The organism is Sorangiineae bacterium MSr11954 (genome assembly GCA_037157815.1).
In the GTDB taxonomy this organism is placed as follows: domain Bacteria; phylum Myxococcota_A; class Polyangia; order Polyangiales; family Polyangiaceae; genus Pendulispora; species Pendulispora albinea.
The window spans coordinates 4,882,321-4,894,096 of record CP089984.1 but is presented as its reverse complement, the minus strand read 5'-3'; the positions used below and the strand labels follow the sequence as shown (position 1 = coordinate 4,894,096).

The 11,776-nt window shown below is 65.1% G+C and carries 8 protein-coding genes; 3 read left to right on the top strand and 5 right to left on the bottom strand.

From position 1 onward, the window contains the following. Nucleotides 1-14: 14 nt before the first annotated feature. Nucleotides 15-1,511, bottom strand: a complete 1,497-nt coding sequence (locus LZC94_19300; GenBank protein ID WXB19364.1) for a hypothetical protein — start codon at nucleotides 1,509-1,511, stop codon at nucleotides 15-17. Between the two features lie 422 nt (nucleotides 1,512-1,933). Here LZC94_19300 and LZC94_19295 point away from each other — a divergent pair, with 422 nt between their 5' ends. Together LZC94_19295 and LZC94_19290 are read left to right on the top strand one after the other, a co-directional pair. Beyond that, the gene (locus tag LZC94_19295; GenBank protein WXB19363.1) at nucleotides 1,934-2,527 is read left to right on the top strand and encodes a hypothetical protein; all 594 of its coding nucleotides are present in this window, start codon (nucleotides 1,934-1,936) and stop codon (nucleotides 2,525-2,527) included. Nucleotides 2,528-2,692: 165 nt separating this feature from the next. After that, nucleotides 2,693-3,193, top strand: coding sequence for a hypothetical protein (locus LZC94_19290; GenBank protein ID WXB19362.1), 501 nt, complete (start codon nucleotides 2,693-2,695; stop codon nucleotides 3,191-3,193). Nucleotides 3,194-4,016: 823 nt separating this feature from the next. Here LZC94_19290 and LZC94_19285 read toward each other — a convergent pair. Continuing rightward, nucleotides 4,017-4,463 (bottom strand): PaaI family thioesterase, encoded by a 447-nt coding sequence (locus LZC94_19285; protein WXB19361.1) that lies wholly within the window; start codon nucleotides 4,461-4,463, stop codon nucleotides 4,017-4,019. 335 nt (nucleotides 4,464-4,798) lie between these two features. Here LZC94_19285 and LZC94_19280 point away from each other — a divergent pair, with 335 nt between their 5' ends. Further along, nucleotides 4,799-6,595: an alkaline phosphatase D family protein gene (locus LZC94_19280; protein ID WXB19360.1), complete on the top strand. Its 1,797-nt coding sequence runs from the start codon at nucleotides 4,799-4,801 to the stop codon at nucleotides 6,593-6,595. Nucleotides 6,596-7,037: 442 nt separating this feature from the next. Here the strand turns inward: LZC94_19280 and LZC94_19275 are convergent, their stop codons facing one another. The 3 genes from LZC94_19275 to LZC94_19265 are packed head-to-tail and all read right to left on the bottom strand — an operon-like array spanning nucleotide 7,038 to nucleotide 11,707. After that, the gene (locus LZC94_19275; GenBank protein WXB19359.1) at nucleotides 7,038-7,394 is read right to left on the bottom strand and encodes a hypothetical protein; all 357 of its coding nucleotides are present in this window, start codon (nucleotides 7,392-7,394) and stop codon (nucleotides 7,038-7,040) included. A 10-nt stretch (nucleotides 7,395-7,404) separates the two neighbouring features. Then, nucleotides 7,405-10,542 carry a CusA/CzcA family heavy metal efflux RND transporter gene (locus tag LZC94_19270; GenBank protein ID WXB19358.1) on the bottom strand — a complete coding sequence of 1,046 codons (3,138 nt, stop codon included), beginning with the start codon at nucleotides 10,540-10,542 and terminating at the stop codon, nucleotides 7,405-7,407. A gap of 4 nt (nucleotides 10,543-10,546) precedes the next feature. Beyond that, the gene (locus tag LZC94_19265) at nucleotides 10,547-11,707 is read right to left on the bottom strand and encodes an efflux RND transporter periplasmic adaptor subunit (GenBank protein ID WXB19357.1); all 1,161 of its coding nucleotides are present in this window, start codon (nucleotides 11,705-11,707) and stop codon (nucleotides 10,547-10,549) included. Between the last annotated feature and the right edge of the window lie 69 nt (nucleotides 11,708-11,776).

Below are 11,776 nucleotides of genomic sequence, written 5' to 3'. Positions count from 1 at the left end.
TGCGCCTCATGGCGCTACGGGAAGTGCACCTCGAGCGAGACGCCCTTCTTCTCGGGCGGTGGTGCGGGCTTGGGCGGCGGAGGGGCCGCCTTCGGCGGTGGCGGAGGAGCGGGAGCGGGTTCCGCCTTCACCTGCGGGGGCGGAGGAGGAGGAGGTGCGGGCGCCTCGGCCTTCGGCGGTGCGGAGGGTTTCCCTGCATCCGCGGCGGCATGCAACGAAGCTTTGGTCTTGGGCTTCGCACGATGCGTCGAATGCACGGGCGCGCTCGCCGCCGCCATCGTTTCAACGGCTGCTGCGCCGACTGCGGTGCTCGAGGCAGGTTCGGGCGCAACGGCGGCAGCCGAGGGGGCCGCGTCCACTTCGCCTTCGGTCGGCGCGGCCTCGCGTTCGACAGAGAGATGAAAACCCAAGCCGCCTTGGACATCGCGCTCGAGCAAGTCGTGGATCACCAAACGATAACTTCCAGGCTCGAGCGGTTGGCGGTCGATCCGCGTAGGCCCGAAACCGACCCCATGCCCTTCGGCGATCTTACGTCCATCGGACGATTCGAGGGTGACCTGGACCACGATCGGATTGTTCACGGCCGGCGCGTCGACCTTCACATTGAAGTGCCCGGCCTCGCGAAGGGTCCACGCATACGTCTTTCCCTCTCGGGAATTCATGCGGCCGTCGCAGTCGACGGCCGGATCGACAATCTCCGCAGGGCATGCCCCGGGGCCCGCGGAGGCCTCCGCCTTGGGCGCAAAGAGGCCGGCACCGGTGCCCCCGAGGGCGAGAACGCCGCCGAGGGCGTAGCCGAGGATCATATTTCGCTTGGCCGTCTTCAGGGCGTGCGCGCGTCCTTTCGTGGCGAGGATCAATTTGCCCGTGCCGATGCCCTTGGGGACGCGCAACGTCGGGCCATGGGGCGCCATATCGAGCTGGCCCAGGGCATAGAGCGTCGGCGATGGGCGCAGGATCCGCTCGGTGCCCACGAACGCGAGGATGTTCGCGTCTCGGTTGTCGGGGACGACGGGCGTGTCGGCCATCATCTGCCCGAATTGAAGCGCGGTCGGTAGGCGCGCGACGTTCTTGACATCGACCGTGCTCGAATGGGTCTTCTCCATCGACGTCTCGATGTCTCCGTTGCTGTCGACCACCACGGCGCCGACGCCGTCGGTCACGTAGAATTGGCAGCCGTGGGCCTCCGTGTGCACCTTATCGGTGCCCGTGGTCTTATCCACGCCGTCCTCGGTCTCGGAGAATTTCTCCCACTTTACCTCGACGCTAATTTCATAAGCGAGGCAGGGCTGTCCACTCATGGGGCCAAAGAGCTGCTGCTGGCCCGGCTGCACGAATCCCTCCGTGGAGACCAGCCGTTTTGCGTCGGCGGCGCCAGGTCCGAGTTGCACGATCTCCGAGGGCCGTCGGTGCGGCACGCGGTTCATCTTCTTCAACTTCAACATCTGCAAGACGCCAAACACGACGCCGCACGCACCTACGAAAGCCAAAAACCAACCAAGAATATCCATAGTCGTTCCTCACCACCCCATGCCGACGAGATGCATCGGGCCTCCGCACCGCCTCAGCACCGTCCATGCCAGGGGTCGGGTGAATGGAACGCGCTCGGCGCGCGGCGGGCCTACGAGCGGCGAAGGAGCGTCTTCGAGGAAATAGCCCCGTGCCGGTGCACGACGCGATCGGGTGCCCCAGAGCCCAATGTGCCCTCGATCTTGGGTGCGGTACGACACAGCCCGTGGCCCCGCATGCGAGCGCTCGGTCAGCGGATTCAACGTGCTCGGGTCACGTCATCGAAATGCGTATTCACCATGCCGTTCAAGGCCAACCTGCGCATCGAGTTGTAAAATCCCACCGATAAGTTCGGCCCCTTTTCGCGTGCAGAGCGCCAATGTTGGAGTACGGTGAGGGTGCGGGGGCAGACGTCGAGGTAATCATGACGCGTCTCGAACCCCCTCCGAATCGAGTAGAGCCGACGATTCAATTTCGAAGTACCTGGATCGTTGCATCGCAGAATGCGCTACGCGATTGCGGTTTCTTCGATCGGTACACGCGCCTCTTGCCCGAGGTGTACCGCGACCAGCTGTTGACGGGGGTGGTCGGCGTATGGCTTCCCATGCACGTCGCGATCGCGCACTACACCACGTGCGATCGACTCGGTCTCTCCGAGGCCGAAATGGCAAGCCTCGGGCGCATTCTGCCCCGCCATCCGGCCAACATGTTCCGGACCGTCGCGGGGCATCTCGCCAAGCAGGTCGGCGCCACGCCGTGGTTGCCGATCTTGTCCGCGCCGCGCATGTGGGGTCATGTATGTGTTGGCGGAGGCTTGGCCGTTCACAAAGAAGGCCCGAAGGACGCTCGGCTCGAGCTGCTCGAGTGCGCCCTGGGCCATATTCCTTATTTCCGAGCCGGCTTCATGGCGATTGCCGAAGGGCTTTGCCGACCGTTTTGCGACGTGATGTACGTCAAGCAAGTACCCAGCCGCGATCCACCGACGGCGACCGCGTCGTTCCGCCTATCGTGGGTCTAATCTCTTCGCGGACGTTTGCGACGGCAAGGTAGCGCCACGCTCGCCGTCGGCTTCTCGCGCGGCACGGATTGCAGAAGGATTCGGCAGTTGCACGTCATTTCAGCCCGGCGGCCCCGGGGATACATCGGTACCAACCACGAGACCCTGGGTTGGAGCATCCTTTCCGTGCTTCGCACGCTCTCCCTGCCCGAACAGGTGCTCGGGGAAGACGAGGTGCGCCGCCTCGTCGAGGTGCGGCCCGACCGGTGGTACCCCATCGCCTGGCTCCTCGATCTGATGGAAAAGCTGGACGCGCGGGTCGGATACTACGGGCTTCTTCGCATGGGGCGAATCATTTTTAGCCTCTCGCACGAGAAACGAATTTCGGCCTCCGCTTCGTCCGCGCGCGACATCGTCCATGGCATCGACAGCATGTATCGCCATGCCAATCGCGGCAGTGGTATCGGGGGCTGGGAGGTGTTGCACTTCGCGCCCGGATACGCCGAGCTCGCGAAAAATACGCCGCATCACTGCATCATGGAACAAGGGCTCTTGAACGCGGCGCTCGACGCGGTGGGGGCGCCCGCGCTGGTCTCGCAACCGACGTGCTTTCGGCGCGGGGATAGCGTGTGCATTTATAGCATTTCGTCGGTCATCGCCGACGAACGATGGACGGGGCATCGATGATCCGGCGCCCGTTCTCGACGGGGCCGATCGCCCACTACCGCCCTCGCCCACCCGGCGCGCGTCCTTTATCCGAATTTGTCATTCGCCACATTTCGGCGATCGGAATTTCGATTCCCACGAAGGTATCGGAGGAGCGCGCGAGGGCATGATCCAAAAGGGATGCAATCGGGCTTCGCGCGGTCGAAACGTCGTCTTCATCGACCTCGAGCACCTCGTCCACCCAAGTATCGGGCTCTTCCTCTTCCAAAAGGATGTCGTTGCTACCATCCATCGCCAACAGCTCGTTCATGCGTGCCCGGCTGCACTTCCAGTGCCAGCACGTTTTGATCGTAAGCCCTGGGAAAACCAAGCTCCCCCGACAAGACGCCCTGTCCTGGACAGTTCTCATCCTGTCCGGGACAGCGCCCCAATCTTCGCGGTTGCGCTTCCAACGGCTTCTTTGGACGATGTGTACGACCCATCACCTCGACCGACGGCCCGTCAATCCACCCGCCATCGCGGGCTCATGAAGAAAGGGTGCATCCGCATCGAACGACGACGAGCGCCTAATTGGCAATCCCCTCGCGACCTTCGCTTCTTTGGACGATGTGTACGAACCATCACCTCGGCCGACGGCCCGTCAATCCCCCCACCATCGTGGGCTCATGAAGAAAGGGTGCATCCGCATCGAACGAAGACGAGCGCCTAATTGGCAATCCCCTCGCGACCTTCGCTTCTTTGGACGATGTGTACGACCCATCACCTCGACCGACGGCCCGTCAATCCACCCGCCATCGTGGGCTCATGAAGAAAGGGTGCATCCGCATCGAATGACGACGAGCGCCTAATTGGCAATCCCCGCGCGACCTTCGATGCACATCATGGTTGCGACCAAGAGCGCGACCGTCTTCTCCTCACCCGAGGACACCGCTACCACCTCGGTCTGCGACACGGTGATCGTGCGCCCCGATTTGACCACGCGTCCGCGCGCGAGGATGGTGTCGCCCTTCGCCGGCGCCATCAGGTTGATCTTGAACTCCACCGTGAGCACCCCCGCCGTGGGCGGCATGAGGGTGAGCGCCGCGTAGCCGGCCGCCGTGTCGGCGATGGAGGCGACCGCGCCCGCGTGGACGAAGCCGTGCTGCTGCGAGATCGAAGGCGATGCCGCGAGCGCGATCGTCACCGCCCCCGGCGCGACCTCGACGATGGTTGCGCCGAGGGTCTGCATCAGCCCCTGCTTTGCGAAGCTCTCGCGGATGCGCGCGTCCAACGTCGAATCGTTCGATGGCATGTCATTCTCTCGTGTAAGGGGTGCCCGCGGACCAAAACGAAACGCATGTATAGGGGCCCTCGCCATGAGGTGAAGCCCAACACCACCCTTCCGACGCGGCGCCGTCACGGTCATGTCGCGTCCCGCCGGCCGGACAGCGTCTTCGCTCGACGCGCGGCGCCCATGTCGCCCTCCGGTGACCAGGCTCGATTCGAGGGTCGAGGCGTCGAGGGCCCGGATCGGCGTTGCATCCGTGAGAAAGCCGCGGCATGGTGCGCCACGTACGACTTGAACCTTCATTGACCCGGAAGCCACATCGCGGCAGCGTTGAATCCCGGGCGCGCGGAGAACCCACCATGAATCGTCGACAGTTCTTGCAAGGCGCAGCATTCTTTACGGTCGTAGGGGCAACCCCCGGGCTGCTGACCGCCTGCAGCAGCAGCTCCGATGACGAGACCGCGTATGCCTTCCCGCAGGGGCTCGCCTCCGGTGATCCCAAGGATAGCAGCGTCGTATTCTGGAGCCGCGTCGTCCCGGCGAGCGGCGCGGACGCCACCACGGGCTCGATTGCGGTCCGCCTCGAGGTCTCGACCTCTTCGGATTTTTCCTCGTTCGTTGCGCAGGTCAACCTGACGGCCACGGCCGACTACGACTTTACGGTGCGCGCCAAGGTGACCCAGCTCAAGCCGGATACCGTTTACTATTATCGATTTGCGGCCGGCAAGAGCGTGAGCGAGGTCGCTCGAAGCAAGACCGCGCCGCTCGCCACCACCGCCAACGAGCGGGTGCGCTTCGCGTGGTTCACGTGCCAGGATTGGTCGGTCAACCACTGGGAGGCGATGCGCCTCTTGGCCCAGGAAGACTTGGATTTCGTCGTGCACGTCGGCGACTACATCTACGAGACGGTGGGCGCCGATTTTCAGACGGGCAAGGTGGATCCAAAGCACGCGGTCATCAAATTGCCGGATGGGCTCCCGGGCAAGGGCGGCGGCGTGTATGCGAACACGGTCAACGACTACCGCACCTTGTACCGCACGTACAAATCCGACGCGCGCCTGCAGGCGATCCATCAGAAATTTCCGGTGATCGCCATTTGGGACGATCATGAGTTCAGCGACGATTGTTGGCAAGATCATCAGACGTACACCAACGAGAACAAACAAGAGACGGCGCGCCGCCGCAACGCGACCCAGGCTTGGGCCGAGTACACGCCCATCGATTTTGGCGACGTGTCCTTCGATTTGAAGGCGTCCGGCCATCAAAACATTCGAATCTATCGTGATTTTCGCTTTGGAAAGCTGGTTCATCTGCTGATGACCGACGAGCGCTTGTACCGCGACGATCACGTCGTCGACGAGCGGGTGGTCGCGGGGGAGCTGGGGCACGATCCGGTCAACGGCAACGATCTGTTGGGCGCCCGCTATTTCGTGCCGCAATCGATCTTGCAAAAGCTGGAGACCTTGGCCACCGCCAAGCTGGGGCGCGCTCCGTCCATCCTCGGCACCACGCAAACGCAGTGGTGGAAAGACACGTTGAAGGGCTCGGACGCCACGTGGAAGATCTGGGGCAATGAAATCATGCTGAGCCGCCTGTGGGCGGACCTCTCGAGGCCGGATTTGAATGTTCCGCCGCCCTACAACCAGGTGTATGTGCTCAACTGCGATTCATGGGATGGCTATCCGAGCCACAAGGCGGAGCTGCTGAACTACCTCGAGGCGCAAAAGATCACGAATGTGGTCGCGATCACGGGGGATTTGCACTCCTTCCAGTGCGGGACCGTGCGCAGCAACCCCACTGACGCCAAGAGCCCCGTGGTGCTGGTGGACTTTTTGACGGCCGGCATCAGCAGCCACTCGTTTTATAGCTACATCAAAGAAGGCGCCGCGGCCAACCCCGTGCTCGGGGCCCTGGTGAAGTCGCCCGAGGTCTTCGATGGTGCGCTGAAGATGTTCAATCCCGACTTCTCTTATGTCGACAACAACGCCCAAGGCTACGCGTCGGCGACCGTCACCAACGACAGCATGGTGGTGATCTTCAACAAGGTCAAACCTCTCGCCGAGGACGGCAAGGTGCCGGCGGAGCCGCTGTTGAAACGCACCCGCATCACCTTGGCCAAGGACTCGACCGCACCGCAGGTCGAAGACAACGTCTGATCGGCGCGCCCCCGCTTACGGTTGCCGGGAACGGCTGCCCGCGCCGCGTTCTCGGCCGCCGTCCCGATGGGATGAGCCGGATGTTGATTCGGCGCCTGCAGCCGGGCTGCATCGGCATCGCACCGGATGTGCACCTAAGTTGCGGCCACGGGCGCGGGAGCACGTACCATAAGGCTGTTCGCGCTCGGGGGAGGCGATGAACCGCATGAACAGGCTCGAAGCGAGATGGGCGAGATGGGCGAGATGGGCGAGATGGGATGGCGCTGCGAGGCGAGCATGCTCTTGCGCGCTTCTGTCGTGCCTCTTGGCGTTTGGAGATACGAGCGCACGGGCCGCCCCGACCCATCGAGCCGGTCGTTCGCCGATCCCCTCGAGAGGTACAAGATACGATATTGTTACACGAGGAATCGAAGCTATCCGCCCGAAGTTTCACGCTTGCGTTCTAGAGCGCGCCCTGGCGTTCCAAGAACCGAGTGGAAGCGTGACCATCATCATCCACGTGGCGCACGATGGGAAAATCGATCGCGTCGAAGATAGCCAAAACACGGGCCTGTTGGCCGAAGTCGTTCGATGTTTCCGGCGCTCCGCGGCCGACGCGCACTTCGAAGCCGTTGGTGCCGGCGGTCTGACCATCCGTCTTCCCATCCGAGTCGTGCACGCGCAGAACATAACGCCACCGCCACCACCTATCACGCGAGCGCCGCCGCCCCCACAGACCAAAACCATGTGTGCGCGAAGTTGCGAGCTGCGCCCGGTCTTCTGGCTTTGCTCCTTTCTCGCCCGCGCGAGGACGCTCCAAACCGCCGCCCTCAGGGGTGCGTCGCCACCTTGGTAGCCGGATCGGGCTCGCCGTCGTCCTCCTCCGATTCGGTGGCCGCGGCAGGGTTCCACCCTTTCAAGAAGCTCGCGAGCAGCCCCGGGAAGACGAACAACGTCAGGGCCGTGCTGAAGAAGATGCCGACGATGACCACCGTGGCCAGCGGCCTTTGAACCTCCGAGCCGGCGCTGGTGGAGAGCGCCATCGGCAAAAATCCGAACCCCGCGACCGCCCCGGTGGTCAGCACCGCGCGGATCGACTTCACGGTGCCGCTGGCGACGGCGTCATCCACCTTCGCGCCGTCCAGCAACGCCGTGCGTGCGGCCGTGGCGATCACGACGCCGTTGAGCACCGAGATGCCGCCGAGGGCGATGAAGCCAATGGCCGCCGGCAGGCTGAAGGGCAGACCGCGCGCGAGCAGCCCGAGCATCCCGCCGATGGCCGCAAAAGGCACCAGAAGGAAGACGGCGAACGCGGGGCGAAGGCTGCGGAACATGAGAAAGAGCATCCCCAGGATCACGGCGACGACGGCGGGCACCACCAGGGCGAGACGGGCGGACGCGCGCTCGAAGTTCTCGAATTGTCCGCCCCACTCGATGCGGTAGCCGCTGGGGAGGGTCACACCGCTCGCGACCTTGCCCTTGGCCTCCTCGACCCAGGAGACCAGATCGCGCCCGCGCAGGTTGACGTCGACCCGGATGATGCGCTCGCGGTTCAATCGCTTCACCACCGAGGGACCGTCGCCCTCTTCGAAGACCACGACCTCCCGCATGGGCACGCTCTCCCCCCGGCCGGTCTCGACGAAGAGATCCGACAGGGCCTCGGCGTTCGGCTGCGACGGCGGCACGAGCACGCGCAGATCGAAGCGGCGCTCTTGTTCGTACACCTGGCCGACCGAGACCCCCTCGCGCGAGGCGGCCAGCACGTCGAACGCGTGTTTGACCTTCACCCCGTGCCGCGCCATGCGCGAGCGATCGGCGGTCGCCGTGATGGTCGGTTGCCCCATGATGCGCTCGATCTTGAGATCGCCGGTCCCTTGGATATCGCGGACGACGTCGCCCACCCGGTTCGAATAGTCGACCAGATCGCCGAGCTCGGGGCCGATGATCTTGATGGATACGTCGGCGCGCGAGCCCGCGATGAGCTGGTTGGTCAGATCTTCGATGGGCTGCGACACCGACACGAAGGTCGAAGGGACCTCGGTCTCGACCCGGTCTTTCAAGAGGGTCGCCAGGTCCTCGAAGCTGTGCGCGCTCCTCCACTGCTTCATGGGCTTGAGCGGCACCAGGATATCGGTGTTGTTGTTGCCCACCGCGTCCAGCGCCATTTCGGCCCGGCCGCTTTGGCCGAGGGCCTTCTGCGCCTCGGGCTGCTCCAGGACCACCTTCTCGGTGAGAAGATCGAGCCGCCGCGCCTCCTCCAAGGACACGCTCGGCGCGCGGAGCATGGCCAGGATGGCGTCGCCCTCGAAGATGCGCGGCACGAACTCGGCGCCCGAGCCCGCGAACCCGAGGCCCACGCCGAGGAGCGCGGCGACGCTCGCCAGGGACAGCGCCCAGCGAAAGCGCATGAGGACCTCCACCAGCTTCGCATAACGTTCGGAGACCCGCTCCAACCAGATGGGCCCGTGCCCCTTGGCGGGGGGAACGGATAAGACCAGGAGCGCAGGAAAGAACAGGACCGAATAGACGAGCGCCCCGAAGAGCGCGCACGCCATGGTGATGGCCATCGGGCGAAACATCTTGCCCTCGACGCCCTCGAGGGTCAGCAGCGGGATGTAGACGAGCATGATGATCGCGACCGCGAAGGCCACGGGCTTGATCACCAATTTGGCGACTTCGGTGTACGCGCGTGCGCGGGCCCGGCCGACCAGCGCGCGCCCCGCGGTGGCCGCGATGATGGCCTCGAGGATGACGATGGGGCCGTCGACCAGGAACCCGAAGTCGATGGCGCCGAGGCTCATGAGATCGCCCGTCACGCCGAACAGGTGCATGCCGAAGAGGGCGATGGCCATGGAGCCGGGGATGCCCGCCGCCACCACCAGCGCGCCCCGGATCGTCCCGAGCATGATGGCGAGCACCACCGTCACGATCAGGAGCCCCTCGGCGAGGTTCACGGCGACGGTGGAGAGCGTGCGCTCCACGAAATCGGCGCGATCGTAGATGACGTCGATGGTCACGCCGGGCGGCAAATCCCGCTTGATCGCCTCCATGCGCTGCTTGACCGCATAGATCACGTCGCGGCTGTTGGCGTGCGCCAGCATCATCACCAGGCCCGACACCGCCTCGCGCTCGCCGTTCAGGGTGACGACCCCGTAGCGGAGGGCCGAGCCGACCCGCACCTCGGCCACGTTGCGGACGAGGATCGGAGGGCCGGAGGGGCCCGTGCGGATGACGACATCGGCGATCTCGGACTCGCTGGCCACCAGGCCCTTGCCGCGAATGGTGAAGCTCTCGCCCCCGCGCTCCACATAGCCGCCGCCGACATTGACATTGGCGCCCGACAGCGCCTCGATGACGTCGTTGAGGGTGAGCCCGCGGGCGCGCAGCTTGGTGGGGTCGACCAGGACTTGGTATTGTTTGAGCTCGCCCCCGAACGGGTTGACCTCCACCACCCCGGGCACGTTGCGCAGGCGCGGGCCGATCTCCCAATCGAGCAAGGTGCGCAGCTGCATCGGGGAGTGGTGATCGGAGCGGACGACGAACTTGTAGATCGTCCCCAGCCCCGTCGACGGCGGTGCCAGCTCCGGGAGCGACGCCGAAGGCGGGAGCTCGCCCTGCACTTGCCGGATCCGCTCCAGGACGAGCTGGCGGGCCCACCAGATATCGGTGCCGTCCACGAAGATGACGGTGACCGAGGAGAGCCCGAAGCGCGAGATACTGCGGATTTGGACGCTGCCCGGAATACCATTCAGCGCCTTTTCGATGGGCACCGTGACGCTGCGCTCGACCTCGACCGGCGCCAGGCCTCCGCATTTGGTGAGGAGATCCACCTGGACGCTGGAGACGTCGGGGAGCGCGTCGATGGGGAGCCTCCGCGCGGCCACCACGCCCAGCGCGAGGACCACGACGAAGAGGCCCGCCAGGGCTTTGCGGGCGCGAATCGAAAAGGTGACGAGTTTCTCCAACATGGGATCACCGAAACAGCTCGCTCTTGAGCGCAAACACACCGGCGGCCGCGACCCGTTGCCCGGCCTCGAGCCCCTCGACCACCTCGTGCCTCGTGCCGTCCGAGCCGCCGAGGTGAACGGCGACCGGGCGCACGCGCGTCTCCGTTTCGGCCACGAAGACGGTGGCCTTGCCGTCCACGTACACCACGGCGTCGTGCGGGATCAAAAGGGCGGTGTGGGCCGGATCGCCGCTGGTGATGGTCGCGTGCACGGACTGCCCGGGCCGGAGGTGATGGCTGGGGTTGTCGACCGCCACGCGCACCCCGGTGCTGCGCGTCGCGGGATCGATGATCTCGCCGACGTGCGCCACCGTCCCGGGGATTTTGACGCCGCCCGAGGCCACGGGGCTCACCACCACGGCGTCGCCCACGTGCACGAAGCCGATGTCGCGCTCGAACACGGAGAGCTCGATCCAAAGGTGGTTGAGATCGGCGACTTTGTAGCCGATGAGCTCTCCGTCCACCGATTGCCCCGGCGAGACATTGCGCTCCACCACATGGCCGTCGAGCGGGCTCCGAAGCACGAAGACACCGAAGCTCCCTGCCCCGCCGTAGGCCTTGGTGCGCTGCTCGGCGGCTTGGAGCGCGGCCCGTTGCATCGCGAGCTCCGCCTCGGCCACCTCGGCCTCGCGCGCGGTGGTGAGCTGCCGGGCGAGGAGATCGCGCTCGCGCTTGGCGTTGCGCTCCGCCGCGTCCAGCCGGGCGTGCGCTTGCGTGATGCTCGATTGCGCCTCGCCCAGCTCGGCGCTCTCCACCTCGGCCAAAGCTTCGCCTTCCCTCACCCGATCGCCTTCGTACTTGAACGTCTTGCGCACGAACCCGCGCAGGCGCGTGCCGATGGCGGCCACGAAGCTGGGATTGAACGCCACCGTCCCGACGACCCGGACCGTCGGCTGAAAGGGCCGCTGCTCCACCGGGCTGAACGCGATCGTGGCGCGCTCGCGGAAAGCGTCGGAGAACACGATGGCGTTTCCATCGAGCCGAGGAACGTCGCGCACGGCGGCCGTGCGGGCGCTGCCCGTATCTTTTTTGGATCTGAAATGGAGAAAGGCTCCTACCGCGAGCGCGGCCACCGCGATGGCGATGACCAAGAGCTTGCCGCGGTGCGGCCTGGAAGACGGATGCACGCGCGGAACGTAGCGTAGTTCGTCGCGGGATCCGGCAGGCCTCGGACCGAACCTTACGATGGCGTAAGG